At 39.4% G+C, this 17,363-nt stretch carries 17 protein-coding genes and 1 pseudogene; 11 read left to right on the top strand and 7 right to left on the bottom strand.

The window, feature by feature from the left end:
* Positions 1-54: 54 nt before the first annotated feature.
* Complete coding sequence (locus RMA95_RS16215) at positions 55-1,053, top strand: adenosine deaminase (protein WP_245149409.1); 999 nt, start codon at positions 55-57, stop codon at positions 1,051-1,053.
* A 43-nt stretch (positions 1,054-1,096) separates the two neighbouring features.
* Here the strand turns inward: RMA95_RS16215 and RMA95_RS16210 are convergent, their stop codons facing one another.
* On the bottom strand, positions 1,097-1,654 hold the full coding sequence (locus RMA95_RS16210) for a cytochrome b (RefSeq protein WP_212285558.1): 558 nt from the start codon (positions 1,652-1,654) through the stop codon (positions 1,097-1,099).
* Between the two features lie 241 nt (positions 1,655-1,895).
* Between RMA95_RS16210 and RMA95_RS16205 the strand changes: the two genes are divergently transcribed.
* Entirely contained in the window at positions 1,896-2,273 is a 378-nt protein-coding gene (locus tag RMA95_RS16205; RefSeq protein WP_311071882.1) for a hypothetical protein, read from the top strand.
* Between the two features lie 65 nt (positions 2,274-2,338).
* Positions 2,339-2,905: a ribonuclease HII gene (rnhB, locus tag RMA95_RS16200; protein ID WP_087606204.1), complete on the top strand. Its 567-nt coding sequence runs from the start codon at positions 2,339-2,341 to the stop codon at positions 2,903-2,905.
* A 69-nt stretch (positions 2,906-2,974) separates the two neighbouring features.
* On the opposite strand, the gene csrA is transcribed toward rnhB, so the two are convergent.
* From csrA to alaS, 3 genes are all read right to left on the bottom strand, one after another.
* Positions 2,975-3,229 (bottom strand): carbon storage regulator CsrA, encoded by a 255-nt coding sequence (csrA, locus tag RMA95_RS16195; RefSeq protein ID WP_000906487.1) that lies wholly within the window; start codon positions 3,227-3,229, stop codon positions 2,975-2,977.
* 246 nt (positions 3,230-3,475) lie between these two features.
* Positions 3,476-4,756 carry an aspartate kinase gene (locus RMA95_RS16190; RefSeq protein ID WP_263613279.1) on the bottom strand — a complete coding sequence of 427 codons (1,281 nt, stop codon included), beginning with the start codon at positions 4,754-4,756 and terminating at the stop codon, positions 3,476-3,478.
* Between the two features lie 65 nt (positions 4,757-4,821).
* Positions 4,822-7,458 (bottom strand): alanine--tRNA ligase, encoded by a 2,637-nt coding sequence (gene alaS, locus RMA95_RS16185; RefSeq protein WP_311072314.1) that lies wholly within the window; start codon positions 7,456-7,458, stop codon positions 4,822-4,824.
* 269 nt (positions 7,459-7,727) lie between these two features.
* On the opposite strand from alaS, the gene RMA95_RS16180 reads away from it, so the two are divergent.
* The 5 genes from RMA95_RS16180 (at position 7,728) to RMA95_RS16160 (ending at position 12,954) form a co-directional block, all read left to right on the top strand.
* Entirely contained in the window at positions 7,728-8,747 is a 1,020-nt protein-coding gene (locus tag RMA95_RS16180; protein WP_311071878.1) for a type I glyceraldehyde-3-phosphate dehydrogenase, read from the top strand.
* A gap of 311 nt (positions 8,748-9,058) precedes the next feature.
* Complete coding sequence (locus tag RMA95_RS16175) at positions 9,059-10,225, top strand: ATP phosphoribosyltransferase regulatory subunit (protein WP_032011696.1); 1,167 nt, start codon at positions 9,059-9,061, stop codon at positions 10,223-10,225.
* Positions 10,226-10,289: 64 nt separating this feature from the next.
* Complete coding sequence (locus tag RMA95_RS16170) at positions 10,290-11,609, top strand: adenylosuccinate synthase (RefSeq protein ID WP_100191889.1); 1,320 nt, start codon at positions 10,290-10,292, stop codon at positions 11,607-11,609.
* Between the two features lie 127 nt (positions 11,610-11,736).
* The gene (locus RMA95_RS16165; protein WP_263613281.1) at positions 11,737-12,054 is read left to right on the top strand and encodes a hypothetical protein; all 318 of its coding nucleotides are present in this window, start codon (positions 11,737-11,739) and stop codon (positions 12,052-12,054) included.
* A gap of 117 nt (positions 12,055-12,171) precedes the next feature.
* Complete coding sequence (locus RMA95_RS16160; RefSeq protein WP_263613282.1) at positions 12,172-12,954, top strand: M48 family metallopeptidase; 783 nt, start codon at positions 12,172-12,174, stop codon at positions 12,952-12,954.
* 57 nt (positions 12,955-13,011) lie between these two features.
* Here RMA95_RS16160 and RMA95_RS16155 read toward each other — a convergent pair whose 3' ends face one another.
* Entirely contained in the window at positions 13,012-14,061 is a 1,050-nt protein-coding gene (locus RMA95_RS16155) for an NADP(H)-dependent aldo-keto reductase (RefSeq protein ID WP_311071876.1), read from the bottom strand.
* Between the two features lie 160 nt (positions 14,062-14,221).
* Positions 14,222-14,929, bottom strand: coding sequence for a cAMP-activated global transcriptional regulator CRP (gene crp, locus RMA95_RS16150; protein ID WP_000203217.1), 708 nt, complete (start codon positions 14,927-14,929; stop codon positions 14,222-14,224).
* Between the two features lie 264 nt (positions 14,930-15,193).
* Between crp and RMA95_RS16145 the strand changes: the two are divergent.
* The 3 genes and pseudogenes from RMA95_RS16145 to RMA95_RS16135 all read left to right on the top strand — a co-directional run.
* Positions 15,194-15,274, top strand: a pseudogene (locus tag RMA95_RS16145) (hypothetical protein); the annotation flags it as partial.
* Positions 15,275-15,368: 94 nt separating this feature from the next.
* A complete protein-coding gene (locus RMA95_RS16140) occupies positions 15,369-15,791 on the top strand; it encodes an OsmC family protein (RefSeq protein ID WP_001195082.1) in 423 nt (140 codons plus the stop codon).
* Positions 15,792-15,880: 89 nt separating this feature from the next.
* Positions 15,881-16,309 carry a GNAT family N-acetyltransferase gene (locus RMA95_RS16135; protein ID WP_263613284.1) on the top strand — a complete coding sequence of 143 codons (429 nt, stop codon included), beginning with the start codon at positions 15,881-15,883 and terminating at the stop codon, positions 16,307-16,309.
* On the opposite strand, the gene RMA95_RS16130 is transcribed toward RMA95_RS16135, so the two are convergent.
* Positions 16,303-17,112: a M23 family metallopeptidase gene (locus RMA95_RS16130; RefSeq protein ID WP_263613285.1), complete on the bottom strand. Its 810-nt coding sequence runs from the start codon at positions 17,110-17,112 to the stop codon at positions 16,303-16,305. The two genes, RMA95_RS16135 and RMA95_RS16130, sit on opposite strands and share 7 nt — an antisense overlap.
* Positions 17,113-17,363 lie beyond the last annotated feature (251 nt).

Below are 17,363 nucleotides of genomic sequence, written 5' to 3'. Positions count from 1 at the left end.
AATTATAGAAGGGTGTGTTTACCACACCCTTTTTTCTTTAGATGTGGAGTTAATATGAATCAAGTCGAGCTGATTCAGGCCTTACCAAAAGCTGAGTTGCATGTACATATTGAAGGTACTTTTGAACCTGAATTAATGTTTGCGATTGCACAGCGTAATCAGATTCAGATTCCTTACAAATCTGTTGAAGAAGTAAAGCAAGCTTATAACTTTCATAATCTTCAATCATTTTTAGATATTTACTATGCTGGTGCAAATGTTCTTGTTCATGAGCAAGATTTTTATGATTTAGCATGGGCATATTTTGAGAAATGTGCAGAAGATCGTGTCGTTCATACAGAAATGTTCTTTGACCCGCAAACCCATACCGACCGTGGTATTGCTTTTGCAACGGTCATAAATGGGCTTAAACGTGCGTGTGCTGACGCAAAAGCTAAATTTGGTATTAGCTCTCAGCTTATTATGTGTTTCTTGCGTCATTTAAGCGAAGAAGCTGCATTTGAAACGCTTGAGCAAGCTTTACCGTTTAAAGAAGACATCATTGCTGTTGGACTTGATTCAAGTGAAGTAGGCCATCCACCAGCTAAGTTTGAACGTGTTTTTGCTAAGGCACGTGAAGAAGGTTTCTTAATCGTTGCTCACGCAGGCGAAGAAGGCCCACCTGAATATGTATGGGAAGCTTTAGACTTGCTCAAAGTAAACCGTATTGACCACGGCGTGCGTTCTGAAGAAGACGAACAATTAATGGCTCGTTTAATTAATGAAAAAATGCCATTAACAGTTTGTCCTTTAAGTAACTTAAAGCTATGTGTCGTTAAGGATATGAAAGATCACAATATCCGTCGTCTTTTACAAAAAGGCGTACACGTGACTGTTAACTCGGATGATCCTTCATATTTCGGTGGATATATGAATGATAACTTCGTTGCTATTCAGCAAGCCTTAGATTTAAGTAATGATGAGTTGAAGCAACTCGCAATTAACTCTTTTGAAGCCTCTTTCATTTCAGATGAAGAGAAACAAAAGTGGATTTCAGAAATCCAAAAAATCTAAATAAAAAAACCGCCTGTGATAGGCGGTTTTTTTAACATTGAATTTATTTAGGTTGTTTAGTCATACTGTTTAAAACATTGTCTTTATCCACAAAGTGATGTTTTAAAGCTGCCAGAACATGTCCAACAATAAGCAAACCTGCAAACCATGAAATATAAATATGTAATGGTTTAACGATAGCTAAAAGCTCTGGATTGTCTTGTACTAAACGTGGTATTTCAAATAAATATAAAACAGGGGCAGGATGACCAGCACTCCAGCTAAATAAACAACCAGTGACAGGTAAAGCCACCAAAATCACATACAGTAATAAATGTCCGATGTGAGCAAGAGTCTTCATCGTTGGTGACATCGTGTCAGGCAGTTGTGGGGCTGGGTGGGTATAACGCCAGAATAGGCGAATAACCACTAAAAAGATAATGGTTGTGGCAATGTTTTTATGCAGTGTAATAACATCACCTTTAAAGCTGCCATCGGCATCGTAACTTAAAAAATTTCCACTATAGAAACCAATCACCCAAGCGGTAATGAAAATGATTGCCATGACCCAATGCAGAATCTGTGCAGTACGGGTGTAGTATTGAGAGGATGAGGCAGGCATAAAAGACCCTATTTTTTTGTCATTTTAGCGCTAGATTTTATGGGAAAGCACTGAATTTGAGAAATGTTGTTCTCGTAACGGAGCGTGCTATAAACAGAACGCTTTAATTGGGAAAAACACAGTCAATTTGAGCGAGAAAATAAGAGAGCTAGTTTGCATAAATGCATCAATTTATTTGTTTCTTCTAAGCACAAGTTTAGGCAAAATACGCGCTGCTTACGTTCGATCAAAGGAAAAAATGATGAAAAAATTGATGCTCGCTGTAGCACCAGTAGTTTTGGCTTTAACAGCATGTGCGACCACACCTGGTGCAGGTTCTGCAGAAACTGCAACTCAACAGTTAGGCATGACTGCATTAAAAGTTGCTGTAAATGCGAAATGTATTACAGAAATTAATAATGTCGCTGCATGGAAAACAGCAACAAAGCTTATGACTGCTGAACAACGTGATAGTATTCAAACTAATGTTTGTGGTTGCGTAAGTGAAAAGGTACCAAACAGTGTGACTGCAGTTGATTTGGCTACTGCTGCACTTGACCCAGCTGCACGTGCAACAGTTGTAAATCAAGTCGTTTCTAATACTGTAAATGCTTGCGTAGCAGAAGCTTTACAAAAGTAATTAATAATTTGAGTTTCAAAGAAGGCTGACTCATATTGATCGGCCTCTTTTTTATTGGAGTATACATGTTTGTTGCAGGCGTAGATGAGGCGGGGCGAGGCCCATTAGTGGGTTCAGTTGTTGCTGCAGCTGTTATTTTAGATCCGAACAATCCAATTTTAGGATTAAACGATTCTAAAAAATTAACTGAAAAGAAACGTGAAAAGTTGTTTATTGAAATTCAGGAAAAAGCTTTAGCATGGTCAATAGCGGAAGCGACACATGCGGAAATTGATGAGCTGAATATCTTGCAAGCAACATTTTTAGCAATGAAAAGAGCAGTGGAAGGCCTAAAAACACAGCCTCAAAAAGTCATTGTAGATGGCAACCAAATTCCCAAAGGAATCATTATTCCTTGTGAAGCGATTGTTGGGGGCGACGCTAGCCACGCCGAGATTAGTGCGGCGAGTATTTTGGCAAAAGTCACACGTGATCGCCAAATGGCAGAATTAGATCAGCAATATCCATTATTTGGTTTTGGAAAACACAAAGGTTATCCAACAAAAGCACATTTTGAAGCGATTGCAGCTCATGGCGTGATTGATCAGCATCGTCGTAGTTATGCACCAGTAAAACGTGCATTAGGGCTATAAATTTATATACTCCCAAAAAATTTAAAGCGACTATAAAGTCGCTTTAATTAGGGAGAGAATAACTTCATACTAACGATTGAAGTTTTTCTGTGCATAATTATCATCTTCATATGAAACTTGATAATCTTGATCAAGATGTTGAAGGTGTTCATGCATTGCACGTTCATGTTGAATACGTTGATAAATTTCTTCGCGATGAACAGAAACCTCTTTTGGCGCATTCACACCAATTCGAACCTGGTTTCCTTTGACGCCAAGCACAGTAACACTGACTTGATCCCCAATCATTAATGTTTCCCCGACACGGCGGGTCAGAATCAGCATGTTTATCTCCTTGCTAAACGCTTAAAACTGCAATATTGGTACCCAAATAAAAAGCTCAACCTCAGTTTTCAGTCAGATTCTAACAGAAATATGAGAACAAAGTCATATTTTGATAATCTCTGCCAAAAAACTTTCCGTTTAATATAACAGAGCCGCTATAAAAAAAACTATAGCGGCTCTGTGTTTTCTTTGATTATTGTCGGACAAGTAAACAGTTTTGAATGAATTCTTGACCGTTTGGTAAAATTAAGCGCGGGCGCTGCTTTCACCGTGTTCGCGATCTAAACCAAAAGCGGTATGTAGGCAACGAACTGCAAGTTCTAGATATTTCTCATCAATAATGACAGAAACCTTGATTTCAGATGTTGAGATCATAAGAATATTGATGCCTTCGTCTGCAAGGGCAGTGAACATCTTACTTGCGACACCAGCATGTGAGCGCATACCCACACCAACAATTGAAACTTTTACGATATCGTCACGTGTTGAAACTTCGCGTGCACCAATATTTTTGGCAGTTTCATTTAAGATTTTTTCAGCTTTCGCTAAATCAACACGGTTTACTGTGAAAGTAAAATCTGTTGTGCCATCTTCTTCAACATTTTGAACTATCATGTCCACTTCAATGTTGGCATCACTTACTGGTGATAAAATTTTAGAAGCAATACCTGGTTCATCAGGTACACCTAAAATCGTTAATTTTGCTTCGTCACGGTTAAAAGCAATACCTGCAATGATTGGCTGTTCCATATTGTCTTCTGCCTCAGTAGTAATGAGTGTACCTACATTTTCTTTAAATTCGTCGTCAAATGCGCCGTCTTCATCATTATCAAAGCTTGATAATACGCGTAAAGGAACCTGATATTTTCCGGCAAATTCTACTGAGCGAATTTGTAAAACTTTTGAACCTAATGATGCCATTTCTAGCATTTCTTCAAAAGAAATACGATCAATTTTCTTCGCTTTAGGAGCAACACGAGGGTCTGTAGTGTAAACACCATCAACGTCAGTATAGATTTGGCATTCATCTGCTTTCAGCGCAGCAGCAATGGCAACACCAGAAGTATCTGAACCACCACGTCCTAGAGTTGTTGTGTTTCCATTGGCATCAAAGCCTTGGAAGCCTGCAACCACAATAACACGGCCTGCATCTAGGTCATTGGTCATGACATCTGTGTCAATCGACTCAATACGCGCCTTGGTAAATGCACTGTCAGTTTTAATACCGACTTGACGTCCGGTATAGGATTTAGCTTCCACACCAATCGAATTAAGTGCCATAGCTAACATGGAAATCGTCACCTGTTCACCGGTTGAAACCATTTGGTCTAACTCGCGTGGGTCAGGTGTTTCGGTAATGGCTTTAGCGAGGGCAAGTAAGCGGTTTGTTTCACCACTCATTGCAGATACGACCACAACAACCTTGTGACCGTGATCATGCCAACGCTTCACACGACGAGCAACATTTAAAATGCGCTCGGGGGTACCCATAGAAGTACCGCCATATTTTTGAACGATTAATGCCATAGTTGTTCCATATAAGCCATGACCCTGAGAGGCTTTTCAGGGTCAGTTACACAAAAAGTGAAGTCTTATTTTTGTTCAAGCCAAGCAGGCAATGCTGCAATAACTTGTCCAAACTTCTCGTTAAGTGGCGCGCCACCTTGTGCTAAGTCAGGTTTACCACCACCTTTACCACCTAACTCAGTTGCTAGATGTTTGATGATGTCACCTGCTTTTAGATTTGCAGTGTATTGCGACGCGACTGATGCAAGCAGGCTGACTTTGTCACCCTCTACACCTGCTAACACAATCACTGCATTCTCTAATTTTGATTTCACACTGTCATGTAAGTTGCGAAGCGCTTTGGCATCAACACCTTGAACAGTGGTAATAAGCGTTTGACGACCAGCGATGGTTTGTACTTGGTCAATCAAGTCAGCCGCTTGGAAGTTTGCCAATTTCTGGTTGAGCTGTTCAATCTGCTTTTGTAGTGCAGAAACCAATTCTACATTGGCTTGTACACGCTCAACTGTTTGGTCTTTCTGTGCTTTGAGTAAGCTATTAATGTGCTGAATATCATTATCAGCTTTTTGTACCACTTCTAACGCTTTAGTACCAGTTACTGCTTCAATACGACGTACACCAGCAGCTACACCACCTTCAGAAGTGATTTTGAATAAACCAATATCACCGGTACGTTTTACGTGAATACCACCACAAAGTTCGATTGAGAAGTTTTTCTCATCAATGACTGAACCCATAGAGAGTACACGAACTTCATCGCCGTATTTTTCACCGAACAACATCATTGCGCCTTTTGCTTTCGCAGCTTCAATGTCGAGAAGTTCAGTCGTCACTGGAGTATTGGCAATAACTTCAGCATTTACGAGACGTTCAACTTGTTGTAATTGTTCAAATGAAACAGGTTGGTCATTTGCAAAGTCAAAACGTAAGATGTCGCTTGCAACTAAAGAACCTTTTTGTTGTACATGTGAACCTAAGATTTGACGAAGGGCAGCATGTAACAAGTGAGTGGCTGAGTGGTTGCGCGCAGTAGCTTCACGAATGTCTGCTTTAACAATCGCTTCTACATTTTGATTTGCTTTGAGGTTACCAACGGTCACAATACCTTGATGAACAAAGGCACCGCCAGACTTTTTGGTGTCTTGAACTTCAAAAATACCAGTTTCGTTTTTGAAGATACCCGTATCACCAATCTGACCACCACTTTCAGCATAGAAAGGAGTTTGGTTTAGAACGATAAGCGCTTCGTCACCTTCAGAAACTTCATCAACTTGTACGCCATCTTTATAGATCGCTACAATTTCGCCTTGACCAGTTGTGTTGATATAACCGTCGAACTGAGTTTCACCTTCGACTTTTACAATGTTGTTATAGTCAACTGCAAACTTACCAGCGTCACGCGCACGTTGACGTTGTGCAGCCATTTCAACTTCAAAGCCAGCTTCATCAATAATAAAGCCACGTTCACGTGCAATATCAGCAGTTAAGTCTGTTGGGAAGCCATAAGTGTCGTAAAGTTTAAATACAGTCGCACCAGGAATAGTTTTGTCTTTTAACTGAGCAAGTTCACCTTCAAGTAGTTTTAAACCTTGCTCAAGTGTTTTAGCAAACTGTTCTTCTTCACGAATTAAAGTTGCTTCAATAACATCTTTGCGCGCTGCAAGTTCTGGGTATGCATCACCCATAACTTCGATTAAAGGTTGCAACATTTTGTAGAAGAACGTACCAGTTGCGCCAAGTTTATTACCATGACGCACAGCACGACGAATAATACGGCGAAGTACATAGCCACGGCCTTCATTGCTTGGATTTACACCATCAGCAATTAAGAAACAGCAAGAACGTGCATGGTCTGCAACAACACGTAAAGAAGGCTGACCTTCGTCTTCAATACCAATAATGTTTGCAGCAGCTTTTAATAAGTGTTGGAACAGGTCAATGTCATAGTTTGAATTAACATGCTGCAATACAGCAGAAATACGCTCTAAGCCCATACCTGTATCTACAGATGGAGCTGGAAGAGGGTGAAGTACGCCATCAGCAGTACGGTTAAACTGCATGAAAACGTTGTTCCAGATTTCAATGAAACGGTCGCCATCTTCTTCAGGAGAACCAGGTAAGCCACCCCAAATGTGGTCACCGTGGTCAAAGAAAATTTCAGAACATGGACCACATGGACCAGTATCACCCATTGCCCAGAAGTTATCTGAAGCGTATTTTTCGCCTTTGTTATCACCAATACGGATAATACGTTCTGGTGCTAAACCAATTTCTTTATTCCAGATGTCATACGCTTCGTCATCGGTATGATAAACCGTTACATATAGGCGATCTTTTGGTAAAGCAAGCCATTGTTCGCTGGTTAAAAATTCCCAAGCAAATTTAAGCGCGTCACGTTTGAAATAGTCACCAAATGAGAAGTTACCTAACATTTCAAAGAATGTATGGTGACGAGCTGTATAGCCGACGTTATCTAAGTCGTTATGTTTACCGCCTGCACGTACACATTTTTGTGATGTCGTTGCACGTACATAATCACGTTTCTCAAGACCTAAAAAACAGTCTTTAAACTGGTTCATCCCAGCATTTGTAAATAATAAAGTTGGGTCGTTGGCAGGAACAAGAGAACTCGACGCGACACGTGTATGCCCTTGCGTTTCAAAGTAGCGCAAAAATGCTTCACGAATTTCAGCAGATGTCATTAAACGAGTACTCACAACCAAGTCACTCCATATTTTCGAATTTGGCTAAAAGCATCACCACAAGTTTGTTTGTTCACAAATCTCGCATGTGATACGGGGCTTATTTTTAAAAAACGCTAAATTGTAACGGAAAAACCCCACCGAACCAACGATTTTAGAGGGAATATCTTACAAAACTGTGATTTGGCTAAAAATCTATATTCAATTAGCCTTGACGTGTTTTACTATATGCCTTCTTTCGTTTCTGGTTTTGTAGATAAGGATAGGTCATGCAACGTATCGCCATTAATGGGTTTGGCCGGATTGGACGTAATGTTTTACGTGCCTGGTTTGAGAGCCCGAAACAATTTCATTTTGAAATCGTGGCGATTAACGATATAGCAGATGTACAGACATTGGTGCATTTATTTAAATATGATTCAACCCATGGTCGTTTTCATGGCAAAGTTGACATAGCTATTGAAAATGAAAAGATTTATTTAAATATTCAATCTAACCAAAGAAATTTGAAAGTTGAAGTTCTTCAGCAAAAACAACCAGAACTTTTACCGTGGGCAAGTTTGCAAATTGATGTTGTACTCGAATGTACAGGCTTGTTCCGTTCACATGCTGATGCAACACGTCATTTAGAAGCAGGGGCGAAGCGGGTCATTATTGGGGCTGCACCTTTTGACCATGTCGATGCTGCAATTGTCTATGGTGTTAACCATGCCGATGTAAAAGCGACTGATCAAATCATATCTAGTGTGTCATGTACGACACAGGCTTTGGTGCCATTGGTAAAAATTATTGATGATGCATTTGGTATTGAAACTGCGCTCATGACCGAAATTCATGCAGTAACAGCAGATCAGTCTGTGCTTGATCATGCGCATCGTGATTTACGTCGTGCTAGAGCTTCTGGGCAAAATATTATTCCGACTACGTCTAGTGCACTCGGTGCATTAAAGCGTGTAATGCCGAAAATGGAAGACCGTATTGATGGTTACTCAATTCGAGTACCTACCATTAATGTGGCTGCAATTGATTTAACTTTTATCGCACAATCTCCAATTACTGTTCATCATATTAATGAATTGCTAATCAAAGCTTCTCAAACAGATTATGCGGAAATTATGGCAGTGACTGATGAGCCACTAGTTTCAAGCGATTTTAATCATTCACCTTATTCACTTATTGTTGATTTAACTCAAACCATGGTTGTGGGACATCAAGCTAAAGTATTTGCTTGGTACGATAATGAATGGGGCTATGCAAATCGATTATTAGATTTGTGTGATTCTTTCTAAATTTAAAATAACTTAAGAAAGCTATTTAACCATTAAGGTTGGTTAGTTGGAAACAAGGTGATAGTTCAGATATTAGCCCTTTCTTTAGTCGAAGAACTTTAGTGCGTAACTAAATTGAATAAGGGTAAGGCATTGAATACTATTGTTTATTCTTATTATCTTCTTTTTGACTTTAGAGTTTATTCAGAAAGATTTATGCAAATTGTCAGGTGCATGGCACAAAGTATCATGCTACACTAAGAGAAATCGGGTGTGTTCCCGATTTTTTTATGTGGGGTCGTTCCACGTTGATCAGATTTTAGGCTTGAAATATGACCATTTCAGAGACATGGTTGCTGCCTGACGGGGTAGCAGATGTATTGCCGGAACAGGCGCAAGTCATTGAAAAACTTCGCCGTGAAGCTATAGATTTCCTCTCAGTAAGAGGTTATCAACTGGTATATACACCATTTATCGAATACATCGAATCGTTGTCTTCATTATCAGAATCAAATCAAGACCTGGATTTAGTAACTTTTAAGGTGATTGACCAGCTTTCAGGCCGTTTACTCGGTATCCGTGCTGATATGACACCTCAAGTTGCACGTATTGATGCACATGTAAGACCTGTTGAAGGGGTTGCACGTTACTGTTATGCAGGGACTGTATTACATACAAAACCACAAAATTTCAATGCGACTCGCGCACCTTTACAGTTAGGTGCAGAGCTATATGGCCACGATAGTATTGAAGCTGATGTTGAAATGGTCGATGTAATGCTTGGGCTCATTGAAAATGCCTATACATTGCAAGGCGCACATTTAGACTTAGGACATGTAGGGCTATTTCGCAGCTTGGTAAAATATGCCGGACTTTCTAAAAATGAAGAGCATGAGTTATCTGATCTTTATCAAAGAAAAGCATTACCTGAGTTGGCTGAATTTACTCAAAATTTAAATATGGGTTCAGACTTCTATGCACTTGGTCGCTATGCAAGTGATTTAGAAGCATTACAAACTCATTTAAGTACAGATATTTTAAAAGATGTTGAATTTGATGCTGCATTAAATGCACTCAAAACTACACTTGAACAAATTAAAAACCGTTGGCCAGCACTTAATGTTGGAATTGACGTTGTCGAACTTCGCAGTTACCACTATCACACTGGTTTGATGTATGCAGTTTATGCACCGAACCGTGCTGCACCTTTAGCGCAAGGTGGCCGTTATGATGGTATTGGTGAACACTTTGGTCGTGCACGTCCTGCTACTGGTTTCAGTTGTGATTTATATGCCTTAGGGGCAAATCAGTTTGCTGAAATTGAAACTGTGGTGGCACCCAAAGGTACTGATGCAGATTTGCTTAAAGCAATTGCAAATGCACGTTCACAAGGTTTACGTGTAGTTCAATTGTTAGGTAATGATAATTTAGGTTCTATTCCTTATGCGACACATCAGCTTGTATCGCAAAACGGTCAATGGAATATTGAAAAAATTTAAACGCCAGCGGTAAGTTTTTTACTGATGGTTTCCAATTTTAACAGCATGATGTAATGAGGCTATTATGGGCAAAAATGTTGTGGTACTTGGTACCCAATGGGGCGACGAAGGTAAAGGTAAAATCGTCGACCTGCTCACAGATCAAGCGGCTGCGGTAGTACGTTATCAAGGCGGACATAACGCAGGTCATACTCTTGTCGTAGGTGGTAAAAAGACTGTATTGCACCTCATTCCATCAGGCATTTTACGTGAAAACGTATTGTGCTTAATTGGTAATGGCGTGGTGCTTTCACCAGCAGCATTAATTGAAGAAATGGGAATTTTGGAAGCTGAAGGTGTTCCAGTTAAAGAACGTCTACGCATTTCTCCAAACTGTCCACTTATTTTGCCTAACCACATTGCTCTTGATCAGGCTCGTGAGAAGAAACGTGGTAACGCTAAAATCGGTACTACAGGTCGTGGTATTGGCCCTGCGTACGAAGACAAAGTAGCTCGCCGTGCAGTGCGTGTTGCTGACCTTGTTCGTGGTGGTGCAGCGTTAGAAGAAAAACTCCAAGAAATGCTTGAGTTACATAACTTCCAATTAACTCAGTTCTACGGCGTAGAAGCAGTTAAATTTGAAGATGTATTGGCTCTTTGCAACGAATGGCGCGAAGTGCTTGCTCCATTAGTGATTGACGTGACTAAAGTGTTACATGACTACCGCAAAGAAGGTAAGCCTGTAATGTTTGAAGGCGCTCAAGGCTCACTTTTAGACATCGACCACGGTACTTATCCGTATGTGACTAGCTCAAATACAACTGCTGGTGGCGTAAGCTCTGGTTCTGGTATGGGTCCTTTACATCTTGACTATGTATTAGGTATTACTAAAGCTTATACAACACGTGTAGGTGCTGGTCCGTTCCCAACTGAATTAGTTTACGATGCAGCAAGTGATTCTGGTGACCCAATTGGTAAACACTTGGGTACTGTAGGTCACGAATTTGGTGCTTCTACTGGTCGTCAACGTCGTTGTGGTTGGTTTGATGCCGAAATCTTACGTCGTTCTGTAGACGTTAACTCACTTTCAGGTATTTGCTTGACTAAACTTGACGTTCTAGACGGTTTAGAAGAAGTAAAAATCTGTGTAGGTTATGAAAATACTGATTCAGGTTGCGTAGGTTCTTCTGATGCGGTTTCTTTTGAATGCTTGAAACCAATTTATGAAACTATGCCAGGTTGGAGCGAGTCAACTGTTGGTTTGACTAGCATTGACCAATTACCTGCAAATGCTTTGGCTTATGTGAAGCGTATTGAACAATTAATCGAATGTCCGATTGATATCGTTTCAACTGGTCCAGACCGTGCAGAAACAATTGTTTTACGTCATCCATTCTCTGCTTAATTTGCAAAGATGATAAAAGCCTCCTGAAAAGGGGGCTTTTTTTATATCCGACTAAAGTGCAGTTTCGGTTTTGTCTAATTCAGATTAAAACAGAAATAAAAGTTATGTCATGGATGATGAACTAAAAATGAAATTACAACCCACTATTTCAAAAACTATTTTTTATTCTTTTTTATTTGCGATCGGTGGTTCGCCAACGTTGGCTATGTTAGTCATTTATGGTCAAAATTATAATCCTGACTTCTTTATGACAGCATTCATGAGCCTTTCTGTTCTGATAGCTTGTATCTTGATTCCGGTTGTTCTTATACAAAACAGTTATCTATTATGGAAAAGAACAAGCCCCTCTCTTGAAGAGAAAGTTAAGCCTTTAAGCCATGTCTATCTTGTCTTAAATATAATATGTTTACTGTTCTGGATTTATTTGATGACTTTATCTGCTTGATCGTTACATAAATACTATGATCGTGAAGAAATGAGAGATTCAAAGCTTGTGTGCTATTTCTTATAATAAGTGCAAAAGAATAAACAGTTTTTTTAACGATTTAGGTGAACCATGTTAATGAATAAAAAACTTTTTTTAAGCTTATGTGCTGCTGGTGTCGTAACAATTTCAGGTTGCGCAACAATGGCGGACATGGCAGGTGCAGATACAGCAACTTTAAATGCTCAATCTGCACAAGGTTTTACTAAAATGGTGCAGGAAGCACGGGCTAAAGGGACTTTAGATACAAGTTCAAGTACCTATAGCCGTATTAATTCTGTATTCAACCGTTTAAAACCTTATGCTGACCAAGTAAATCAAACAGGGCAGCCATTTAGCTGGCAGTTAGCTGTACTGAAATCAGATACTGTGAACGCGTACGTTGCACCAGGTGGCAAGGTCGTGTTCTACACAGGTATTGTAAATAAGCTAAACCTAACGGATGCTGAAATTGCAGCTGTTATGGGCCACGAGATGACACACGCCTTAGAAGAGCATGCTAAAAGTAAAATTGGTGCCCAGGCTTTAACTGATTTGGCATTAAATATTGGCTTAAGCTATGCAGGTGGCGGTAACGTTAACCAATTAGGAGCGGCTGCTGCACAATTAGGTTCACAAGTAGGGGTGGGCTTACCATATTCACGTAGTTTAGAGAGCCGTGCTGACCAAGGTGGCTTAATGCTAATGGCACGTGCGGGTTATAACCCAAATGCTGCTATTACTCTCTGGGAAAAAATGAACAAACTTGAAGGTGCTGGTGGTTCATCTTTCTTGTCTACTCACCCATCTAACGCTCAACGTATTAATGACATGCGTAAAAACTTACCTGCAGCATTAGCTATTTATAATGGCCGTAGATAAGTTTTAAAACTTTAAAATGAATGTAAAAACGGATGCTCAAGCATCCGTTTTTTGTTTTTAAGGGGCAGGGTTTGGCTGTTGTATATGAATGGCTTCAATGCCTTGTAAAATTTCTGGTGAAAGCTCGATTTCAAAAGCCTGAATATTTTCTTTCAGCTGATCTAAATTGGTCGCACCAATAATTGTGCTTGTTACAAAGAACTGCTGCTTAATAAAAGCCAGAGCCAATTGAGTCAGACTTAAACCATGCTTTTCAGCGAGCTGTGCATATTGTTCAGTTGCCCATTCACTTTGTGGATTACTGTAGCGGCTAAAGCGCGGAAATAGAGTAACGCGAGCATTTGCAGGTCGTGCTCCATTTCTGAACTTGCCAGTTAAATAACCAAAAGCAAGAGGAGAGTACGCAAGTAAACCTACTCCTTCATATTTGGCAATCTCAGACATGCCTATTTCATAGGTACGATTAAGCAGACTATATGGATTTTGCACACTTACAAACTTACTCACGCCTAAGTTTTCAGCGAGTTGTAGAAACTTCATGGTGCCCCAAGGGGTCTCGTTTGATAAACCAATATAACGAATACGACCTCGATTAATCTCTTTTTGAAGGGCAAGTAAAGTTTCTTCTAAGGGCGTAGTGTCATAATCATTGTGTGCTTGTTGGTTGCCATAAGCGAGCGTTCCAAAGAAGTTAGTATGACGTTCTGGCCAGTGCAGTTGATAAAGATCGATATAGTCTGTTTGGAGACGTTTAAGTGAACCATCAATCGCTTGTGAGATATGGCTACTATTGAACTTGGTATGGCCTTCTCGAATATGGGTTCCACCAAAGCCAGGACCTGCAATTTTTGAAGCAAGGAATACTTTGTCGCGCTGACCATGCTGTGCAAACCAATTGCCTAAAATGGTTTCAGTCGCCCCGTATGTTTCCGGTTTAGGAGGTACGGAATACATCTCTGCTGTATCCCAGAAATATAAACCGTGTTCTAAAGCGTAATTGAGCTGTTCGAATGCTTCTTGTTGAGTATTTTGCTCACCAAATGTCATGGTACCTAAGCAAATTTCTGGAAGGTTAATGCCAGTGTGACCAAGTGGTTTAAATTGCATACTGCGAAATCCTTGAGAAATTTTAAGTTAGCCTAACGGAAAATATGTATTCAACTTAAATCATAAAAACAGAATAGTTTGTAAGCTTTGTGTATTAACTCATTGTTGCATATAAAAAAAGCAAACCGAAGTTTGCTCTTTATTAAATAATTACGAGTAATTATTCTTCGTCATCATAGTCTTCATCAGTGACTGGGGTTTCTTCTAGTGAAGTATCAAAAATAAGAATAGCCTTACCATCTGTTTGGATCATACCTTGATCTTCTAAGGTCTTTAATACACGGCCAACCATTTCTCGTGAACACCCGACAATACGTCCGATTTCTTGACGAGTAATACGAATTTGACGACCATTCGGCAAGATCATTGCTTCTGGTTGCGAAGATAAGTCGATTAAGCAACGTGCAATACGACCAGACACATCAATGAATGCAAGGTCAGTCATTTTACGAGTTGTATTTTTTAAACGACGAACAAGTTGCGCGAAAACGGCATAGCTGAGATCTGGATACTGTTTGCTTAGTTCGTGGAAGTTGTCATATGAAATTTCTGCAATTTCACAGACATCACGGGTACGAACTTCAGCTGTACGTTGAGGGTTCGGTTCGAAAAGCCCCATTTCCCCAAAGAAGTCACCAGGATTCAAATATGCCACAACAATTTCACGCTCATCATCTTCACGTAAAATAATTGAAACTGAGCCTTTTAAAATTAAGTATAAAGATTTTGACTCTGTTCCGGCATCAACAATTGTGGTTCGTTTTGGATATCTGTTGATGTGAGCACGCTTTAACAATGCTTTAACGGATTCAGGTAGTTGCCCCGGAGATAAAGCATCTGTGCTGAGTTGTGAAAAATTTGAAGTCATGCTTGATATGTTCCGAATAGGGTAAACAATTCACACAAGCTCGAGATGAGCTATTACACAGAAGAGATGAAATTCCTTATCAACTCATTTTATGTTAGTGTACAAAACAAGGGCCTGTTGACATTTCACAGATGGTTGCGACATAAGACGATTTTTCTAGACGTTACGAAGCAAGAACTATGGAATTTAGTCATACTAAATAAATAGAGCTAAACAACGAAACGCACAAAAAATCTGGTCTTGCGCTGCACCTCAGATGCTTGAATCGCACCTCAGATTTTGGCTGAAATTTAACAAACTTTATTACAAAACTGGACAAAGGATTGCCCTTGTCTGTGTTTTGCGTTTTTATTTGGATTAATTTTTAGCTATTACGCAATCCATAGATGAAATGTCAACAGACCCTGCTTAAATTTATAATTTTTTTTGGGTAGTTGCAATGCAAACAAGTGTACATTGGCTAGAGAATGTTGCTTTTGAAGCGAAATCAGAGAGCGGTCATAGTGTAGTGATGGATGGCTCACCTGAGTATGGTGGTGAAAACCGTGGACCACGTCCTATGGAGTTGATATTAATGGGACTTGGTGGGTGTGCTTCGTTTGATATTGTGACTATTTTAAAGAAATCTCGTCAAGATGTGACGAATGTCGTATGTCAGCTTAAAGCTGAGCGAGCAGATGCGATTCCAGCCGTTTTCACCAAAATTCATTTGCACTTTGTAGTAACAGGTAAAGCTGTAAAAGAAAAACAGGTTGCAAAAGCAGTAGAGCTATCAGCTGAAAAATATTGTTCAGCGAGTAAAATGCTTTCTGATGGTGGCGTAGAAATTACTCACGATTTTGAGATTATTGAAGCTGCATAATTTCATGTGAATGCCTGAAAAAAGAAAAGCTAACAGTCATGTTGGCTTTTTTTATGATAAGAATAATTAAAAATAAAAGGAGAAATGGGGTGAATATCCGTTTAGCTCAATGGGAAGATACTGAGACTATATGCCACTTACTGAAACAAATGGGATATTCGCAGCCTTTAAAAGTAGTTGAGGAACAATTTCAAAGATTAAGTAAAGACCCGAATGCAATTACTTTGGTCGCAGCCGATGATTCGCATGTATATGGAGTTTTATCGCTTTATTTTATTCCACAAATTGCTTTAAAAGGGGACTTTGCCAAAATATGCTATCTATGCGTTGATGAGAATATGCGCAGCAAAGGTGTGGGGCATTTGCTTGTGCAAGAAGCAGAGCGGTTAGCAAGGCAACGTGGCTGTGACCGCATGGAACTGCATTCTGGAATGCAAAGACCTTTGGCACATCAGTTTTACCTAAGAGAAGGCTATGCAGAGGCACCAAAGTACTTTCGTAAACCGTTAAATTATTGAGCTCGGTTTAAAAAAAGCTGAGGATCTACCCGAGCATTGTTAAGACTCATACCCCAATGTAAATGAGGGCCCGTTACACGGCCTGTTTTGCCCACTAAACCTAAAGTTTCTCCTTGGCGGATATGTTGTCCCTTTTCTACTTTTATCGCGCTTAAATGGCAAAACATGCTAATTAAGCCTTGACCGTGATCAATTAATACAGTTTGTCCATTAAAGAAATAATTTCCTGTTTGAACGACTACGCCGTCTGCTGGAGCAATTACTTTTTGACCTACAGGCGCTGGGATATCTAGACCTGAGTGAGGCGCACGTTCTTCCCCATTAAAGAAACGTTTTCTTCCAAACGAGTTGGTAAATTTTCCTGAAGTTGGGCGTATAAATTTGGGTAAACTTTGCCATGAACTTGATGTAAAAGAACTATAAATATCATTTTGTTCTTTCGCTTCTTGAGCATAACGATCTAATTGACTTTGGTTGGGGTTTACGTAGTCTTGATTCGTGACTTTAATTCGTTGCTCAGCATAAGGATAAGACTTAACTTCTATTGGAATAGGAGCTTTATTGGTATTGAGCTGAACACTGCCAAGTGGGGTAGATAACGGAATACCAACTACAGCATAACGTTGATGGCCTTCCTGACTAACTAAAACCGGTTTCTGTTGAAAAGTAACCTGAGTAATATCGGCAGTTAATGGAATGACTGCAATTCCACCGGGTCTTCTTGAGTCTTGAGGAAGCTCGGCAAAACAGTAAAAAGGTATTGATGTAAAAAGCAAAGTAGAAATAAGTTTTTTTATCAACATAGCGACAATAATTTTCTAAAAGAATACTATAAATTATATCAGTAAGCTTTACTTAAAAGTTGTTTTAATTTTTTTTAATGATTTTATTTTAATTTTATTTATTATTTTATATTAATAATTGATGGCTTATTTTATGTGATTATATTTATTTTGTTTGTATTTTTCTTTTTTATATTTTAAATTATCTAAACTTAAATTTATATTGGGGTTTTTATTAATTCTTACTGTTTTTGTTTGATTTTAAATTTCTT

The sequence above is a fragment of the Acinetobacter sp. V110_1 genome (genome assembly GCF_031798975.1).
In the GTDB taxonomy this organism is placed as follows: Bacteria; Pseudomonadota; Gammaproteobacteria; order Pseudomonadales; family Moraxellaceae; genus Acinetobacter; species Acinetobacter nosocomialis_A.
Note: the sequence above shows the minus strand (reverse complement) of the source record. Positions and strands in the feature narration are given on the sequence as shown.